This is a genomic window from Terriglobia bacterium, assembly GCA_036496425.1.
Taxonomy (GTDB): domain Bacteria; phylum Acidobacteriota; class Terriglobia; order 20CM-2-55-15; family 20CM-2-55-15; genus 20CM-2-55-15.
In genome coordinates, this window is record DASXLG010000111.1 from 1 (window position 1) to 17,429 (window position 17,429).

General features: G+C 57.3%; 14 protein-coding genes and 2 rRNA genes. 9 read left to right on the forward strand and 7 right to left on the reverse strand.

The genetic code is table 11. The features are described from left to right. The 3 genes from VGK48_07655 to VGK48_07665 form a co-directional block, all read left to right on the forward strand. Nucleotides 1-431 (forward strand): 23S ribosomal RNA (locus VGK48_07655); the annotation flags it as partial. Nucleotides 432-538: 107 nt separating this feature from the next. Further along, nucleotides 539-655: ribosomal RNA gene (rrf, locus tag VGK48_07660) — 5S ribosomal RNA — on the forward strand. A gap of 136 nt (nucleotides 656-791) precedes the next feature. Further along, complete coding sequence (locus VGK48_07665; protein ID HEY2381044.1) at nucleotides 792-2,000, forward strand: hypothetical protein; 1,209 nt, start codon at nucleotides 792-794, stop codon at nucleotides 1,998-2,000. A gap of 76 nt (nucleotides 2,001-2,076) precedes the next feature. Here VGK48_07665 and VGK48_07670 read toward each other — a convergent pair whose 3' ends face one another. The 4 genes from VGK48_07670 to VGK48_07685 form a co-directional block, all read right to left on the reverse strand. Continuing rightward, complete coding sequence (locus tag VGK48_07670) at nucleotides 2,077-3,114, reverse strand: hypothetical protein (GenBank protein HEY2381045.1); 1,038 nt, start codon at nucleotides 3,112-3,114, stop codon at nucleotides 2,077-2,079. Between the two features lie 67 nt (nucleotides 3,115-3,181). Beyond that, on the reverse strand, nucleotides 3,182-3,574 hold the full coding sequence (locus tag VGK48_07675; protein ID HEY2381046.1) for a GxxExxY protein: 393 nt from the start codon (nucleotides 3,572-3,574) through the stop codon (nucleotides 3,182-3,184). An 8-nt stretch (nucleotides 3,575-3,582) separates the two neighbouring features. Then, nucleotides 3,583-4,137 (reverse strand): hypothetical protein, encoded by a 555-nt coding sequence (locus VGK48_07680; GenBank protein HEY2381047.1) that lies wholly within the window; start codon nucleotides 4,135-4,137, stop codon nucleotides 3,583-3,585. Nucleotides 4,138-4,298: 161 nt separating this feature from the next. Then, complete coding sequence (locus VGK48_07685; protein HEY2381048.1) at nucleotides 4,299-5,408, reverse strand: DGQHR domain-containing protein; 1,110 nt, start codon at nucleotides 5,406-5,408, stop codon at nucleotides 4,299-4,301. A gap of 40 nt (nucleotides 5,409-5,448) precedes the next feature. On the opposite strand from VGK48_07685, the gene VGK48_07690 reads away from it, so the two are divergent. Both VGK48_07690 and VGK48_07695 read left to right on the forward strand, forming a co-directional pair. Then, nucleotides 5,449-6,462 carry a hypothetical protein gene (locus VGK48_07690; protein HEY2381049.1) on the forward strand — a complete coding sequence of 338 codons (1,014 nt, stop codon included), beginning with the start codon at nucleotides 5,449-5,451 and terminating at the stop codon, nucleotides 6,460-6,462. A 53-nt stretch (nucleotides 6,463-6,515) separates the two neighbouring features. Beyond that, complete coding sequence (locus VGK48_07695) at nucleotides 6,516-7,502, forward strand: ATP-grasp domain-containing protein (protein ID HEY2381050.1); 987 nt, start codon at nucleotides 6,516-6,518, stop codon at nucleotides 7,500-7,502. A 12-nt stretch (nucleotides 7,503-7,514) separates the two neighbouring features. Here the strand turns inward: VGK48_07695 and VGK48_07700 are convergent, their stop codons facing one another. The 3 genes from VGK48_07700 to VGK48_07710 all read right to left on the reverse strand — a co-directional run bounded on the left by VGK48_07700 (nucleotide 7,515) and on the right by VGK48_07710 (nucleotide 11,444). Next, nucleotides 7,515-9,221: an NFACT family protein gene (locus VGK48_07700; protein HEY2381051.1), complete on the reverse strand. Its 1,707-nt coding sequence runs from the start codon at nucleotides 9,219-9,221 to the stop codon at nucleotides 7,515-7,517. A 93-nt stretch (nucleotides 9,222-9,314) separates the two neighbouring features. Continuing rightward, nucleotides 9,315-10,868, reverse strand: a complete 1,554-nt coding sequence (locus tag VGK48_07705; protein HEY2381052.1) for a carboxypeptidase regulatory-like domain-containing protein — start codon at nucleotides 10,866-10,868, stop codon at nucleotides 9,315-9,317. 63 nt (nucleotides 10,869-10,931) lie between these two features. After that, a complete protein-coding gene (locus VGK48_07710) occupies nucleotides 10,932-11,444 on the reverse strand; it encodes an RDD family protein (protein HEY2381053.1) in 513 nt (170 codons plus the stop codon). A gap of 81 nt (nucleotides 11,445-11,525) precedes the next feature. On the opposite strand from VGK48_07710, the gene lptD reads away from it, so the two are divergent. The 4 genes from lptD to VGK48_07730 form a co-directional block, all read left to right on the forward strand. Further along, nucleotides 11,526-13,544, forward strand: a complete 2,019-nt coding sequence (gene lptD, locus VGK48_07715) for an LPS assembly protein LptD (GenBank protein HEY2381054.1) — start codon at nucleotides 11,526-11,528, stop codon at nucleotides 13,542-13,544. A gap of 4 nt (nucleotides 13,545-13,548) precedes the next feature. Then, on the forward strand, nucleotides 13,549-14,517 hold the full coding sequence (hemB, locus tag VGK48_07720) for a porphobilinogen synthase (GenBank protein ID HEY2381055.1): 969 nt from the start codon (nucleotides 13,549-13,551) through the stop codon (nucleotides 14,515-14,517). Next, on the forward strand, nucleotides 14,514-15,788 hold the full coding sequence (gene hemL, locus VGK48_07725) for a glutamate-1-semialdehyde 2,1-aminomutase (protein ID HEY2381056.1): 1,275 nt from the start codon (nucleotides 14,514-14,516) through the stop codon (nucleotides 15,786-15,788). The genes hemB and hemL overlap by 4 nt, the downstream gene beginning before the upstream one ends. Beyond that, nucleotides 15,785-17,429: prolyl oligopeptidase family serine peptidase (locus tag VGK48_07730; protein ID HEY2381057.1), on the forward strand; the 1,645-nt coding region annotated here is incomplete at its 3' end. The genes hemL and VGK48_07730, both read left to right, overlap by 4 nt.

Genomic DNA, 17,429 nt, shown 5'->3' on the forward strand with positions numbered 1-17,429 from the left:
GAGTTCACATCGACGCCTGGGTTTGGCACCTCGATGTCGGCTCATCGCATCCTGGGGCTGTAGAAGGTCCCAAGGGTTAGGCTGTTCGCCTATTAAAGCGGTACGTGAGCTGGGTTCAGAACGTCGCGAGACAGTTCGGTCCCTATCTAGTGTGGGCGCAGGAGATTTGAGTGGGTCTGACCTTAGTACGAGAGGACTGGGTTGGACGGACCTCTAGTGTACCAGTCGTCATGCCAATGGCGTGGCTGGGTAGCTATGTCCGGTTGAGATAAACGCTGAATGCATCTAAGCGTGAAGCTCGCCACGAGATTAGATCTCCCGGTCGCAAGACCCTGAAGACCCGTGGAAGACTACCACGTTGATAGGCTGGATGTGTAAGGAGGGTAACTTCTTTAGCTTACCAGTACTAATCGGTCGTGAGGCTTGATCATAACGAAATAATTCGTAACGATTTATCATTACAAATTTGTGCGCTCGTCCGTTTGCCCATCAATATTGAGTTGTCAAAGATCCAATCTCCAATAGATTTATACGAGTTTCCGGTGACCGTACCGAGAGGGTCACACCCGTTCCCATCCCGAACACGGAAGTTAAGCCTCTCAGGGCCGATGGTACTGCAAGGGCGACCTTGTGGGAGACTAGGTCGTCGCCGGGATTAAATAAGCCCCGATAAGCCGCAAGGCTTGCCGGGGCTTTTTGCTTTCGGGCCCGATGGCCTTGCGGACCAGATCCGGCCCTGCGCCGGACAATCCTTCCCTTTCTATGACAAAATGCAATTCGCAGGAGATCCGATGGCAACACCACAACGTTTTCTGTTTGATGGGAAAAGCGAACCGGACGGCTTGATTCTGGCGCCGCAACCGCAGCGGCCGCTGACCAAGGCGCAACGCACTTTTAACCGGCTGGTCGCCCAGGTCGAAGCACTCCGGTCACGCATCGTACAGGAAACCGGGAGGCTCGACGCGGCCCTCACGTATTACGCCGAACACATCCATCCCCGATTGCGTCGTCAAACAGAGCTGAAAAAGGACCTCGTCAGGCTGCTCGCGCCGTTTCTCGCCAAGAAACATCTGAGAAACAAAAATGATCGGAACGCCTTGAGGGCGGTCATCGCTCAGCAGTTGCTTGAAATCATCCGCGAGGACGGCTCTCTTCAGGGCGACGATCTGCGCGCGATCTTCAAGCAGGTCCATGAAATGGACTTCGAACGAGCACGTCAGCAGGAGATCGACCAGGTGCGGTCGGAAATGGAAATGATGATCGACGAACTTGGTCTTGACGTGGATTTTTCGGACTTCGATTCGGCGATGAGCGATAGCGAGGTATCGGCCAAGATGGCAGCGAAGATGGCGGAGTTCTCCGCCGCAATGAAGGATCAGGCAGCGGAAGCCCGTTCGTTTGAGAAGCCACGCCGGAAGACGAAACGCCAGTTGGAGAAGGAAGAGCGCCTGCGGCAGGAGGAGGAAATCCGGCAGAAAAGTATCGCGACGATCTATCGCGAACTCGCGAAAATCCTGCATCCCGATCTTGAACAGGATCCGTCGCGCAGAGAAAGCAAGGTCGTCCTCATGCAGGATCTGACCATAGCTTACCGCAACAATGACCTCCACACGCTGCTGCGCCTCGAGTTGGAATGGATCCAGCGTGAAGAGGGAAACCTCGAACGTTTAACCGACAACAAGCTGGCCGTCTACAATCAGGTCCTCCGGGATCAGGTAAGAAATCTCGAGCACGAACTGGCTCTCCTGCCCGAAGCTCCACGGTACCGTGTCCTGTCTGTTCCAGACGGCCCGTTCGGGTTTCGAGTGCGGACCGACGGTCCCGCTGAGGCCCGTTCTTTGGACGACACGATCGAAAGTCTCGATGAGACCATTGGACAACTGCGATCCGCCAATCCTCTGGCAACCGTGCGCGAGATCGTCAAAACCTACCGGAATGCGCCTCAAATGCCGGCGTGGGACGACGTGGCCGACTTATTCGACGACGATATCCTTTTCTGATGTTCCCAGATTCTGAGGTTCCCAGACGCTGAAGGTTTCTCAGCCGCCAATTGCGCAATTGGCGGGCTGAGAAATTTTAGCTGGCCAGATTGAACTTGTGGAGTCGGCCGAAGAGGCTGAATTCGGCAACGTATATATTCCCCTGGGCATCGAACGTAATTCCATGCGGGGCATTGGCGATGCCTGGTTTCCATTTCGCCGGATCGGTCGTGTTCCTCCCGATCTCATCCGCGGTTGTGTTGCTGCTTAGCGTGGCGGCGATCGCGTTGTTTTTGTCCAGCAGCGTCACACGGCCTCGCAGTTCGGCAACCGCGACATAATCGCCGCGAACCGCCACTGCCGCGGGGGCGAGCAGGCCCGTCGCGACAACTCCGATAAAGTCACCGTTCAACGACAAGTGCACAAGCCGGTTGTTCGCACGATCGCAGGCGAGCAGTCGCGCCGGCGTATATCGCGTGTCGATTGTCAGCTGATGCATCGTTCTGAAGCTGTATGGCGCCATTTTGCCGCCGAACGATTGGATGTATTTTCCGTTCTTGTCGAACCGATGAATGTAATCGCTGGCGTATCCGTCGGTCGCGTAAATGTCGCCGTTCGGAGCCACTGCGACTGAGGTCAGCCGCATGACGGGCCGTCCGTCCGGAGCCTTGTTTTTGAATTGATCCGGGATCGCCGAGGGCGGAATGGTCATGACCATTTTCCCATCCAACGTCATCTTGATCACCGCCTCCTTGTCCAGGCCCGCCCGCTTCTGATCTTCCGCAGTCAGGCCGGCCGCGAGCCGCGAGGCATAAATGTATTCGCCGTCGGGTTCCTTGCGGATAACAAATCCGTGCAGGTCAAAAGGAGCGTTCGGAACGTTGCGCAGGTATTTGCCGTCCGCCGAGTACACCTGCAGTCCCGGATTTGGACCCAGTACTGCGAAGCGCTGCCGCACCGTGCCCTCGACGTTGATGTAGACCTCGTTGGCCGAACTGACGGCCACAGTTCCGTGCATGCTGCCGATTTCGGTGCGGCCTTCCTGCAATTTCAACCAGTTCGGATCCGCCTTGTAATCGACACCGTTGCCCGCTACCGTCGCCATCGACAGAAGAGCGAGAACCAGTTTCATCATAATTTCTGTCCTCTTTAGAGATGAATTTCGAGCAAACTATACCACTAACATGGCAGTCCGATGATTCCTAACTCTCGTTGTCGGGTGTTCCTGTACCAGATCGAATGAACTCCCACTGAAGGTCAGTTGCGCCAAAGTTCAGCAGCAGGCCAAACGGAAAGGTTGTCGCATGCAGATAGGAGTTCATCTGTGCGATGTGCAACGGGATGAGACTGTGGTTCGCCTTGAGCTCGATGATCACCGTACCGTCCACAACCAAGTCGAGACGGTGCTTGCCGACAAGGCGATCGCCGTACCAGATCTTGACTGTCTTCTCCCGCTCCACCTGAAAGCCATCGTCCACGAGTTCGGCGATAAGCGCTCGTGTATAAATGCTCTCGATGAAACCGGGCCCAAGAGTGGTGTGGACTGCGCGTGCAGCTTTTAAAATTCGGAATGCGAGCTGGTCGCCTGGGTCCATCGCGCATTTCAGCCTCGTTGTTCGCGTCTGCGGCCTGTAGCAGGGTCGTCGATGTAATCGCCGACGGCCAGGGTTTCGAGCAGCGTGGCCCACATATTATGAAATCGCAACTCGTCTTTCGTCCAGAAGTCGAAGACGATCGTCGCGAGCGTCCGCCCGCCGCGAGCCAGGCAAACCCGCGTTTCGGCCTGCTGAAAGCGCATCGGATCGATGAAGCGCATTTGCCGCCATGCCGCTTCCATGGGTTGACGGAACAGAGTAAAGATCGGTCCGCGCTCCAGTATCCGCCGCTCACTGCCGTCGTCTGCGGTGACTTCGCTGAGCAATTCGCGAATGGGAAATCCCGCGATTGTGGGCAGGATGGTCCGGCATGAAACCAGAAGGCTGCATTCTGTCTCCGGAGGCTCGCGGTCGATAATCCGGATGTATTTTGAATCGAGACCGGGAATCCAGTCCTTTGGAAAATCGAGCCGCACTGCCCCATGATCCATAATCAGGATCCGATAGCCCGGTTGCGCTTTCCACGTGCTTTTTTGATCGGGATGAATGACAAAGGCTTTCACGCGGTACCCTTAAGCACGCGCCTCGCCACCTCTATGTGTTTATTTCAATGGGCTTGGGTGAGTCCCGGCGAGGAAAATCGACGGCCGAGCGATGAAGAAATCGCGGTTTTCGCGAACTCTGGTCCCGGAACGAATGCAGGCTGAAGCCCGCGGCCACATATCTAAGCCTCGATTTCCCGTAACAGCCGCTGTTCTATCACACGAACGCGTTCGATCTGGCCTTTGGCCGGAAAACGTTCGTAAAAACCTTCATTCCGGAACTCATCCTTGAGGTTGGCCCAGGGCGTCAGGAGCTTTTCGAAGACCTTGGGTGCGGGGTTTTCTCTCCACTTTTCCATGAGGTCGTCGCGGAGAGTGAGATCGGCGAGCACTCGAATCAGCGCTTTCAGCGTCACGCTGCTCGTGAACTTATATTTATCGTTGGAGCCCCAGATGCGTTCCATGACGGTGCGGACCGACTTCAGGTAATCAGCGATCAGCTCGAACGCGCGCTCCGGTTTGCCCTTGAGGTCCTTCATGAAAAACTTGTCGTTCTGCAAGATCAGTTTCTTGATCTCGTTGAAGAGTTCCGCCTGAAGGATCCACTTTTCCTGCTTGCTGCGCCCGCCGAGCCGGTTGATCTTGTATTGCAGCGGAGAGGAATCTTCTTCATATAACTTCCGGACCACCTGCGCTGCGAGGCGGGTTTCGTCGTCCGATGCACTGATGCGGTCCAGCAGATCGATCAGATGCGAGCGATTGATCCGGGTCTGGGTGGAATTGATAAGGACGAACATTTCGGCGGCGAAGTCTCCGGTTTTTCCATCGAAGATCACGCAGGGGACCTCGATCTGGTCCAGGAGACTGGGGTTCTTCGCTCCGAAAAACTGCAGTCCTGCAAGCCGGTGCTGGCCATCGATAATCAGAAAACCCGACTTCGGATCCTCGAGATCACCGATGGACTCGTATTGGCCCAGCGGGCGGAATTTCAGAACGTCCTCGGCAAAGAGCAGGACACTGCCCGGAATCGCAGGCTGGGTCTCGGCGGACTCATAAAAATTGACGATTTCCCGGACCTTCTTGCGGCTCAGCAAGCGCTGAAACGCCTTCTCGCTGCGTTCCACTTTGCCGATGAATTTCGCGATCGGATCGTCCACGTCGGCGTCGGCCTCGATGGTTTCACCCTCGAAATAAAAGCGGCTGGTGAAGCGGACGCGGTTCAGAATGTCTTTTGCTTTGAAAGAGACAAAATAGAAGATGCCGTCCTTCTGACGGATACGGGTTGCAAGCATGCAGTTTTCCTAACACGATCATAACATCTACAATAGTTTTGTGGCACTTCGTTTGGACCGCCTGACCGACCGGCAGCTTCTCGACATGCGGTTGTGCGATCTTCCTTTACGGATTCGCGGCACCCAATTAGAACAACGTATTGAGAAGCTCTATCGTGAGCTGGAGACGCGGTCGCTCAAGTTCCGGCCGCACGTCTGGCTGTCGGAAGAGTGGTTTACGCCGGATGGTGTCGGAGGTTTCGCGATTCCGTTCTACCTGGCACATGCCCGGCTGATGAAACTGGAGCGCTCACAAATGCTGGAAGTCGAAGGCGCCGGCGAGGGCGAGTGTCTCAGAATCTTGCGCCATGAGGCGGGGCATGCGATCGACAATGCATACCGGCTTCATGCCCGGCGCACCTGGACGGATACATTCGGTTCCTACCGCGTGCCGTATCCGGAGTGGTACCAGCCGCAGCCGGGCAGCCGGGATTATGTGTTCAACCTCGACGCCTGGTACGCGCAGGCCCACCCGGCAGAGGATTTCGCTGAATCGTTCGCCGTCTGGCTCAAACGCGGCAAAGCCTGGCGGCGACAGTATCAAGGCTGGGGCGCGCAGCGGAAGCTGGAATACGTTGACCACATCATGGCCGGCCTCGCCGGCAGGAAGCCGAGCCGTGTCAATCATCGCGAAGTGGAGCCGCTATCCAAGCTGACCAAGACTCTGCGCGATCATTACCGGAAAAAACGCGCGTACTACACCATCCACTGGCCGGCTTCACATGAACGCAATCTATATCGCGTGTTTTCTCCCGAATCGAGAAGGCATTCCGCTCCGAGCGCCGCACAATTTCTGCGGCACCACCGCGACGAAATCAGCTATATCGTGGCGCGCGGCACCGGTGTGCACCACTACACCGTGAATCACATCGTCAAACACATGATTGTGCGCTGCCGTGAGCAGAACCTCCGTGTTTTGATCCCGGAGGCGGAAGCTCGACAATTGATCCTCGTGACACTGACCATGCAGGTCATGCAGGTGTTGCGAACCGGATATCACCGGATTCCATTGTGAGCTTCAGACCAAAAACAAAATTGCGGATACTCGTCCTGGTCTCGCAGGAGCTCATGCCTCCCGATGCCATTCCCGACGGCGTGGAGAAAGAGAAGCAGCTCTGGAGAACCGAATACGACATCATCTCGACCCTCAAATCCATGGGACACGATGTCTATCCTGTTGGACTGAGAAGCGATCTGGCGGTCATCGCGAACGCGCGTGAAGAACATAAACCTCAAATCGCTTTCAATCTCCTGGAGGATTTCGAAGGCCACGCCCTGTTCGATCAGCATGTCGTCAGCTACCTGGAACTTCTAAAACAGCCCTATACGGGGTGCAACCCGCGAGGCCTGACGCTGGCGCACGACAAGGCGCTGACTAAAAAAATCCTTTCGTACCATCGCGTCGCGGTGCCCGGATTCGCCGTTTTCCCAATGGGGCAAAAGGTTGCGCGCCCGCGCCGGCTCAAGTTCCCGTTGTTTGTAAAGTCGGTGATCGAAGAAGGTTCGGTGGGAATTGCCCAGGCTTCGGTCGTCACCGACGACACCAAGCTGGCCGAGCGAGTCGAATTCATTCACCGCCAGACGTCCAGTCATGCGATCGCTGAGCAATACATCGAAGGACGCGAAATTTACGTCAGCGTTATCGGCAACCGCAAGCTGCAGACCTACACGCCCTGGGAGCTGGTTATCAATAATCTGCCGGAGGGCGCGCTGAATATTGCGACGGGCAGGCTGAAGTGGAATGCGGATTACCAGAAAAAAGTCGGACTGGTTACTAAACCTGCGGAGCTTACACCGGACTTGCAGCAGAAACTGGAGCTGCTGTCGAAACGAATCTACCGGCATCTCTGCCTGAGCGGCTATGCGCGACTGGACTATCGGATGACGAACGACGGCGAGTTCTACCTGCTCGAGGCGAATCCAAACCCGCAGATTGCCTTGAATGAAGACTTCGCCGATTCCGCCGCCCACTCCGGGCTGAAATATCCGCACCTGCTTCAGAAGATCATCACGCTGGGCCTGAGCTATAACACCGCGTCGTACATGATGATTTGACAGGGCAGCAGGCTACTCCAGCCAGTTCTTCGGTTCGACTTTGATCGATTTGAATTCCAGCAGCCGGACAAGGCCTGGTTTGGCGCGGCGGACCTTTGTGACATGCTTACGCTTCGTGTAATGCACTTCGACTTTGGACGAATTTCTTGCCTGCGAGAAATAGGCTGCGAGTTGTGCGGCCTTGACCAGGACGGTTTCATCCAGATTTTTATCTTTGACGGGATTTCTTACCACGACATGCGAGCCGCTGTAATCCGCAACGTGGAACCAGAAGTCTTCCGGAGCAGCTATATCAAAGGTCAACTCGTCGTTCTCTCTCGCGCCTTTGCCGATGAGGACTTCCCGTCCATCGATCTCAATGCTCCGGAAGCGCCTGCCAGACGCCGTACCGGCTTCTTTTTGAGGGGCCGGAGGCGCGCCCCTGACGGGAATCTTGCTTGAAATCGCCATCCACGTGTCCCAGTCCTTGATCGCTTCGAGTCTCTTCGTCTGTTCCTCGATCGTGGCTCTCTTATTTCGGAGTTCTCCGAGTTGCCTCGCGACAATCGACTTGCCACGGCCTGCTTTCTGATATTGCTTGAAAAGCTTCTCGATGTTCTCGCGCAAGCTGATCGCGGAGTCCAAATCAACTTCAACGGTGGCGGGCTGTTCTCCGAAATAGTCGGTGACCTTCACGGATGGATAATGCTGCTCCATATCCTTTCCGCTGGATGTCAGCATCTGCGCTGTCTTTTGAAGACCCTCTGCCTGCTGATACTTTTGCTGTTCCCGCACCAGCCGCTTCTCGCGATCCGCAAACCGCTTCGACACCTGTCGCATATCCCGGAGGATCGGCAGCTTTGCCTGCTCGAGCAGTGTTCGAGTCTCGAACTCGTCGTAATAAAAACGGGTGGCCTCCAGAATATTCACGAAAAGGCGGGCGCTGTGGGTTCTTGAAAGCGATTCCAGTTCGATCGGACTCAGAATCGCCTTTTGCAGCCGCCGCAGATCGTTTTGTTCGAGGATGTGACCCAAAGGCAGTTCGGTATAGAGCCAGGCCGCATGTGAGGGCGCGCGGGCCTGCTCGAGCAAGGTTCGGATTTCATCAAGCCATCCCTTTCCGGATTTCTTCTGTCGCAGCGCAAGTTCGCGTGCGAATACCGGACCGATGCCTGCTACCCGCGAGATCAGCGATTCTGCCGTCAGGTCGTTCAATGGCGGCGGGTCATCTTCCAGAATGCGTTCAAGCTCCAGCTTTTCGCCCTGCGCCGGATAGGCGTAGGTGTCGTATTCTCCGATCCCATGTTGCGGCGTAAGATCCAGAAACGACGAAACCACACGGCGTTCGGCATCGAGCAGGATCAGGTTCGGCGCATTCGGCAGGAGTTCGACGATGAGCGACATCGTTTCCAGTTCCTTGCTCGGCACCGCCGTTTTGAAACTGAATTCGACGATACGTTCCGAGAGGCGTTTGCTGAAGCCGGTCACTTCGGCCGATGTCAGGTGCTTGCGCAGCACCATGAGGAAATCCGTTCCGGGCGACTCCTGCAGCGGCCGTTTTTCGGATGGGTACAGGACCGGCCGCTGCATGTCCGCGACAATCTTGATCGCCGGCAGCTTAACCGACCGCGTCTGCAGAATGAACCCGCTCGGGTGATGCTGAATCACCCGGCGGATGATGAGTTCGCTCATGGCCGGCCGAAGACTCTCGACTAGCGCGATGAGCGCAAAGTTCTCCATGCATCTATTCTAATGTAGTCGTGGGCTTCGGCCCGCGCTCGTTTCAGCCGGCGGCAATGCTCCAACTAACGCGGGCTGAACCCGCGGCTACATTTAGGGACGGGAAATCAGGTCCAGCTGAACCGTGTCTGCGTTGCCTTCGAGGACATGGATGAGTATGCCCCGGCTTTCGTAAGGCCGGATGAAGTCTGAATCCTGCCAGGCGTCCGCCGGAATATCGTCCCAGGCAAAGATCCTGTAATCCCCGGGCGCGAGACCGGTGAGATGAGCATGGCCTGTGGCATCCGTACCGAGCGCGTCGTACAGATCGGTACGGTTTCGCTTCGGCGGCTCCGGAACCAGAACGATCGTCGCGTCCGGAATCGGACTCTGTTTGTCGTCGAATACGATCGCATCGAGCGAGCCGGAGTTCGAACTGACGGCAATGTCAAGTTCGCCCGCACCCGCATCGATATGAAAGGGAGGATTCAATGCGTCGATGCCGCCGAAGCGCGCGGACTTCACATATGCGCGGGATCCGGCAGTCACTTTGAGTGCGTAATCGCCAGGCGTGATCCCGGCCATGGTGAACGTTCCATCGGCGGCGACCGTCGGAATGAGGATCAGCAACTCCTGAGTGAACGGCTCCCGGCGCAATTCCACACGAATGCGGCTCAGATCGATGCCGGAAGACGTTGCTGGGTCGTCTATCGTGATCCGCCCCGTGATCATGAACTGCGGTTGCAGCACAAGACTGATGTTATCGATGTCGTTGGCTGCAACGTCGATGGGAACAGCCGTTGCCAGCCGCTCACCATTGCCGTTGACACTGGCGACAACGTCATAAGAGCCTGGTGCCATGCGATTGAATTCGAATGCGCCTCCGGCGTCCGAAACCCCACGCTGTGTCGATCCGGTCGACACCGTTCCGCGGCGAGGCACCAGGGTGACCGATGCACCCGCGGCCGGCTGGTTGGTTAAGGCGCTTATTACCTGGCCCCGGACACGAAGGGGGCGCACATCCGTCAGGCGGATATCGATTCCGCTCATGGCCAGCCCCGAAGGCAGATCGATTGTTGAGGCGCTCGAAATGTCGGTCAGGCCAGGAAAATAAACCGGCAGGGCGTTCGCATTTTCCGAAGGAATGGCGCTCACGACGTATGGGCCGGGCGCGAGCGACACGAATCCATACTCGCCGCGGCTGTCCGTCATTGCATTGTTCGCCGAAATCAGAATGCGCCGGCCGTCCTGATACGTATACCTCAGAAGCTGGACCCGCGCGTTGGGGATCAGATCTCCATTGGCATTCGAGACGCGTCCGGAAATGGAGCCTTTCGCAATCAGATTGACGATAATGTCGTTTCTCTCCTGGCCTGAAGCAACATCGATTTCGCTTCCCGGGCCGGAGCCGATGCGCCGGCCGTACTGCCCCGGCATATAACCGTCGGCTGCAACCGCGATCCGATATTTTCCAGGCTGGATGTCGCGAACTGCGAAATGGCCACTATCGTCCGAGTCGATCCGGACGACTTGCGGCCCGAGGATCGTCACGTGCGCCTTTGGTATGGGAGTGCTCGTGCCGGCCACCACGACTGTGCCGCTGACCGAAGAGGTCGCGAGCTGTCCTTGAAACGTCAGAAAAAGAAACGCAGCCAGCAAACCTGCCATCACGTTTGCCTCCCACCCTGTCCAAGTATAGACACCGGAAACGGGCAGTTTGTTGCCGCGAATTTAAAGTTTCTTTACGTACGTGCCGGAGACTTTATCCGCCCAGGTGAGGTGTTCGGGATCGATCAGCATCCAGAGGAATCCAAGCAAAACGGGCAGAATTGAAATCAGATATCCGAACCCGCGCATGCACGCCTGCTCTGCGTCGAGCGGTTGTTCCTCGTTATTGACGACAATAAGGCCTTGATGCTTCATACCGGGGGTCTGGCTCCCGCTCAACATGAAGAGAAAAAAGTAGACCGCGACCAGCGCGAAGTAACTCAGGACGTATATGCCAAGCACCCGCTTATCCGGCGTGAAATTGTCCGGCATCTCGAAGATTGTTACCGCTATAAAGAGCATATAAACGGCGCCGACAAGCGCGAGATCGATAACGCCTGCGGCGATCCTCGGCAGGATGACGTCACGCTGATATTCCGGAAATGTAAAACCTGGCGAGTGCTCCGCCTCCTCGAAGTCAAATTCGGGCTGGCATTCTTCGATTGAAATGACTGTGCGCTTCGACTTCCGTTCCATGTTTGGCATACTCAGGCTGTGTTGCAGTTCGCCATTGCTATTCTCCTGGTCCTAGGGTCACAACAGGACCAGCTTAATATCGTGGCCGCGGATTCCCAGAGCCGGGACGGGAATATTTCGCACGCGAAAGGGCACGTTGTCGCCACCTACCGCGATATGAAAATCGAGGCCGACGACATGACCTATAACGACGATACCCAGATCGTCGAGGCGGACGGTCACGTTGTTTATACCCACGAACACGAGCACCTGACCGGGGACCACGTTTCAGTCCATGTCGACACCAAGGAAGGCGACTTCACCAACGTCAGCGGCGAATTAGGCCCGGGTTTCTATATCAAAGCCGCTACGGCGCATCGAACGGAGGACGGTATCTTCAGGCTGGAGAAGGCCTCGTTCAGCTCGTGCTGCGACGAGAAACGCCAGGGCTGGCGGATGGATGCCGCGAAGGCCGTGGTGAAGCCGCATGAAGCGATAACCTCCGACGGTTCCGTCTTCCGGCTGGAAAATGTGCCGATCCTCTACATGCCTTATATCAAGATAAGCTCGGATCGCGAGCGGCAGAGCGGATTCCTGATTCCGTCGACTTCTACTTCCACGACGAAAGGCCGCGCCATCCACGAAGGGTTTTATTGGGCGATCAATCGAAGCGCGGACCTCACAATTACCGGGCAATATTTCAGCCTGCGCGGCCCGGCTGCGGGCTTCGCGTTCCGCGCCGCCCCGGAAAAGAACTCGGCAATACGCGTGGAAACTTTTCTTGCGCACGACAAGCTTGGGCAGGGCGGGGAAAGCGCGCGGGTATTGGCGTTTGGGGAACTCGGCAATGGCTATCGCGGCGCCGCCGACATGAATGTGGTCAGTTCGTTCGTTTTCCGGCAGGTCTATGAAGATGGACTGAACCTGATCTCCTCGCCCGTCACGAACTCCGTGGCGTTTGTCAGCAAAAACACGCCGAATCTCAGTTCTAACCTTCTGTTTCTGCGTGACGGTGTGTTCTACACGCCCGACCCGACCGTCGTATTGCAGAAAGCTCCGAGCATAGAGTTCGGTGTTCCAGACCGTCGATTGGGGAGCGTACCGCTTTATTTCGATGCCGATTCAGGTTTTACCGGCATCGCCCGGCGCGATGCGAATATCAATACGGGATATGTCCCGCGCCTGGATCTTCACCCGTCGTTCGAATTGCCGGTTATCCGGTCGAATCTTTTCGACTGGAGCCATCGCCTGGGCTTTGAAGAAAGCGCTTATGGGCGATCGCTCGCGTCGCAAACGACTCTCGGGGGCGGATTCAATCGCTTTTCCGTCGATTACAATTCGCATCTCGTCGGCCCGCAACTGGAACGTGATTTCGGGAACTGGCGGCATGTTTTCGAACCGGCTGTGGATTACAACTACGTCAGCGGAGCCGATCGATTCCGGAACACGATCCCCGTTGATAACGTCGATCTCGTCACCCACACCAACGAAGTCCAATACGGCTTCACGAACCGCCTGTTCTCGAAACGCGAGATCTTTTCCTGGCAGATCGCGCAGAAGTACTTCCTGGATCCGACCTTCGGCGGCGCCGTGGTTCCCGGCCAGCGGAACGTATTCGCGCCGGTGCTCAATCTTTCCGGGTTCTCCTTCCTGGATGGTCCGAGACGGTTTTCGCCAATCGTATCGACAATGCGTCTCGCGACCACGCCAAACACCTCGGAGGACGTCGAGGTGGATTACGATACCCAGTATCACATCGTCCGCGACGTCGGCGTTATCGGCAACGCCAATCGGGGACTGATTACCGGCGGCATCTCATATTTCTATACCCACTCCAGCTCGATCGAGGTTCCGAACGACGAAATCCGCTCCAGTCTGAGCTACGGAAACCGCTTGAAACCCGGATTCAGCGGGGCTGTCAGTTTTTCCTATGACGTTCTCCATTCACTTTTCCAGGGATCGACCGCCGAGGTTGGCTATAATACAAACTGTTTCGGCCTCAATTTCGAAGTCAGCCAATACAATATCGGCTCCCGCGTCGAGAGCCGTTTCCTGTTTTCGTTCACGTTGAAGGACGTTGGATCCTTCGGGACGATGAGGCCTGGGGAGAGACTCTTCTGAACTGATGGCATTCCCGGTACATCGCATGCGCCGGTTGCGGCGCACCCAGCGCCTCCGCAACCTTGTCCGGGAAACGAGACTGTCTCCCGAATCGATGATCTACCCGATTTTCGTGTGCCCCGGCGAAAACATCCGCACGGAAGTCAGTTCGATGCCCGGGCAATATAATCTCTCAGTCGACAATGCAGTAAAGATCGCCCGCGAGGCGGAGCAGGCCGGTATCGGCGGCATCATTTTATTTGGTCTCCCTGAAGAGAAGGATGATGTCGGCTCGGACTGTTATGACGAGAACGGCATCATCCAGACGGCGCTTCGCGCGATCCGCGAAAACGTCCGGAATCTGCTGCTGATCACGGACGTCTGCATGTGCGAATACACGTCCCATGGGCACTGCGGCGTCATCAAGCACAGCGATGTGCAGAATGATGCAACTTTGAAATTGCTGGCCGATTCATCCGTCAGCCATGTACGCGCCGGGGCGGACATGGTTGCGCCTTCGGACATGATGGACGGCCGCGTCGCGGCAATCCGCCAGGCTCTGGATGCGGAGGGATTCAGCAACACGCCGATCATGGCGTATTCGGCAAAGTACGCTTCCGGGTTCTACGGTCCGTTCCGTGAAGCGGCCGGAGCCACCCCAAAGTTCGGTGACCGCCGCAGCTACCAGATGGATCCCCCGAATGCCAGGGAGGCCCTTCGGGAAATTGCTCTCGATATCGATGAAGGCGCCGACATCGTGATGGTGAAACCCGCGCTCTCGTATCTCGATATCATCGCCCGCGCCAGGGAACAGTTCGACGTGCCGCTGGCCGCGTATCAAGTCAGCGGCGAGTACGCCATGATCGAAGCCGCCGCGCGAGCCGGATGGATCGACAGGGAGCGCATCATCATGGAAACAACGACGGCCGTCAAACGCGCCGGCGCCGACATTCTCATTACGTACTACGCCCTCGAACTTTCAAAGATGTTATGAGCCGGTCCGAAGAACTCTTCAGTCGAGCGCAAAAAGTAATACCGGGTGGAGTGAATTCGCCCGTCCGCGCCTTTCGGGCCGTGGGCGGCAAGCCGATTTTCATTCAACGTGGAAACGGCTCGCATATCTGGGATGTGGATGGCGGGGAATACATCGATTACATCGGATCGTGGGGGCCGCTGATATTCGGCCATCGGCCGCCCGAGGTTCTGAAAGCCCTGGGCGAGGTGCTCGAAGTGGGTACATCCTTCGGAGCGCCCACCGAACGGGAAGTTGAAATCGCCGAGTTGATCTGCAGCATCGTGCCGTCCGTCGACAAAGTACGCCTCGTGAATTCCGGCACCGAAGCAACGCTCAGCGCCATACGCGTAGCCCGTGGATATACGGGACGGGAACGCATCGTCAAATTCGACGGCTGCTACCACGGCCACGGCGACAGCCTTCTCGTCAAAGCAGGCTCCGGTGTCGCGACCCTCGGCCTGCCCGACAGCCCGGGAGTGCCGGCAGGTCTGGCCGAACTCACAACGGTGCTGCCGTTCAATGATCCGGCTGCTCTGACTCGCGAACTCACGGCCCGTAAAAACGAGATTGCCTGCGTCATTGTTGAACCTATAGTCGGCAATATGGGCTGCGTGCCTCCGCGCGGCGGCTATCTGAAGACCCTGCGCGATATCACACAACAGCTCGGCATTGTTCTGATTTTTGACGAGGTGATGACCGGCTTTCGCGTCGCTCTCGGCGGCGCCCAGGAAGTGTACGGCATCGCGCCGGACCTGACGACGATGGGGAAAGTGATCGGCGGTGGTCTTCCCGTGGGTGCTTATGGCGGCAGGGCGGACATTATGGACAAGGTCGCTCCCGCCGGGCCCATCTATCAGGCCGGAACGTTGTCCGGCAATCCGCTGGCTGTGGCGGCCGGCCTTGCAACATTGCGGCGGCTTAAGAAAGAAAATCCGTACCCCGGATTGGAGTTATTGGGTGCGCGGCTGGAAAAGGGGCTTCTGGACGCCGCTTCGAAGGCCGGTGTGTCTGTGCAGGTGAATCGCGCCGGTTCGATGTTCACGGTTTTTTTCACGGACAAGGAAGTGTTCGATTTCGGATCCGCCAGGACTTGCGATACGAACCGGTTTAATCGTTTCTTCCACTCGATGCTGGAACAGGGAGTCTATTGGCCTCCATCGCAGTTCGAAGCAGCGTTCATTTCCGCGGCCCACACTGAGCAGGACGTGGACCTCACTGTCGCGGCAGCGGCAAAGGCATTCGCAGCATGACGACTACTGCGCCTTTTGGCTGTTGGAAATCTCCGATTACGAGCAGGCTCCTAACCTCGTCCGGGATCGGATTCAGCGAGCTTCAGTTTTCAAACGGCAACCTGTATTGGCTCGAGAGCCGGCCCGACGAAGCGGGACGCGTCGTTATCGTGCGGTGTCCTGCGAGCGGATCGCCTTCAGACGGCTTGCCCCGCGAGTACAATGCGAGGACGCGCGCGCACGAATATGGCGGCGGCGCCTATTTCGTTCACGGCGATACGGTCTTTTTCTCGAACTTCAAGGATCAGCGGCTCTACCGGTTGGGTCCGGATACGGCGCCGCAAGCCATCACGCCGGAGCCGCCGCAGCCGGGCAGCCTGCGATACGCCGATGGACGCGTCACGCCGAACGGGAAAACCATCGTCTGCGTCAGGGAACGGCACGAGCCCGGACGCGAGGCTGTGAATGAGCTTGTCGCGCTGCCTGCCGACGGTTCGGCCGAACCTCACGTCATCGCATGCGACTATGACTTCTATTCTTTCCCGCGGATCAGTCCCGACGGCAAACAGCTCGCATGGACCTGCTGGCGCCATCCGCAGATGCCGTGGGACGGAACCGAACTCTGGACCGGCGATCTCAGTCCCGACGGCTGGATCTCCAACCCGCGTGCTGTTGCAGGCTCCGCGGCCGAATCGGTCTTTCAACCGGAATGGGCCGCCGACGGTTCGCTGTACTTCATTTCCGATCGGACCGGCTGGTGGAATTTATACGCCGATATTGCCGGTCAGGTCGTTCCGATTTTTGAGATCGACGCTGAAATCGGCGTGCCCCAATGGGTCTTTGGCTATTCCAGATATGCATTTCTTTCCGGCGGCCGTATCGCCTGCATCGTCGACAAAAACGGATTCGAATACATTGCCGTGCTCGACACGCGCTCTTCGACCAGAACGAAGCTCGAACTGCCGCATACCGCGTTCAGCAGCATCCGGTCCGACGGCGCGGACACCTTGTTTTTTTCGGCCGCTTCCGGAACCATGGCTGCCGAAGTCGCAGCCTTCCGATTGGGTGATAAGAACACGCGCGTCCTGAAACGCAGTCTCGAAATAAATATCGACCCGGCGCACCTGTCGGAGCCTGAGGCGATCGAGTTCCCAACCTCGAATGACCTGACGTCTTACGCCCTTTTCTACCGCCCCAAAAACAAGGATTTTGCCGGGCCGCAGGGCGAACGGCCGCCCCTTCTGGTCATCGGTCACGGTGGTCCGACGAGCGCAACGAGTCCGGCGCTTCGCCTCTCCGTTCAGTACTGGACGAACCGGGGCTTCGCAGTGGTGGATGTGAATTACGGCGGCAGCACCGGATACGGCCGCGCCTATCGCGAGCGACTGAAAGGGAACTGGGGCGTTGTCGACGTGGAAGATTGCATCAATGCCGCGCGATATCTGGAGAAACGCGGAGACGTCGATGGCAAACGCATGGCCATCCGCGGCGGCAGCGCCGGCGGATACACGACGTTGTGCGCGCTGGTTTTCCACGACGTGTTCGCCGCGGGCGCGAGCTATTTCGGTGTCGCCGATCTGGAAACGCTGGCGCGGGATACGCACAAGTTCGAATCCCGCTACGAAGACAGCATGGTCGGCCCCTATCCGGAGGCCGCAGAAC

Excerpts from the sequence above, each read along its gene's own strand:
- VGK48_07665 (HEY2381044.1), top strand. The coding sequence starts at position 792 with ATGGCAACACCACAACGTTTTCTGTTTGATGGGAAAAGCGAACCGGAC.
- VGK48_07670 (HEY2381045.1), bottom strand. The coding sequence starts at position 3,114 with ATGATGAAACTGGTTCTCGCTCTTCTGTCGATGGCGACGGTAGCGGGC.
- VGK48_07675 (HEY2381046.1), bottom strand. The coding sequence starts at position 3,574 with ATGGACCCAGGCGACCAGCTCGCATTCCGAATTTTAAAAGCTGCACGC.
- VGK48_07685 (HEY2381048.1), bottom strand. The coding sequence starts at position 5,408 with ATGCTTGCAACCCGTATCCGTCAGAAGGACGGCATCTTCTATTTTGTC.
- VGK48_07695 (HEY2381050.1), top strand. The coding sequence starts at position 6,516 with ATGCCTCCCGATGCCATTCCCGACGGCGTGGAGAAAGAGAAGCAGCTC.
- VGK48_07700 (HEY2381051.1), bottom strand. The coding sequence starts at position 9,221 with ATGGAGAACTTTGCGCTCATCGCGCTAGTCGAGAGTCTTCGGCCGGCC.
- VGK48_07705 (HEY2381052.1), bottom strand. The coding sequence starts at position 10,868 with ATGGCAGGTTTGCTGGCTGCGTTTCTTTTTCTGACGTTTCAAGGACAG.
- VGK48_07710 (HEY2381053.1), bottom strand. The coding sequence starts at position 11,444 with ATGGAACGGAAGTCGAAGCGCACAGTCATTTCAATCGAAGAATGCCAG.
- hemB (HEY2381055.1), top strand. The coding sequence starts at position 13,549 with ATGGCATTCCCGGTACATCGCATGCGCCGGTTGCGGCGCACCCAGCGC.
- hemL (HEY2381056.1), top strand. The coding sequence starts at position 14,514 with ATGAGCCGGTCCGAAGAACTCTTCAGTCGAGCGCAAAAAGTAATACCG.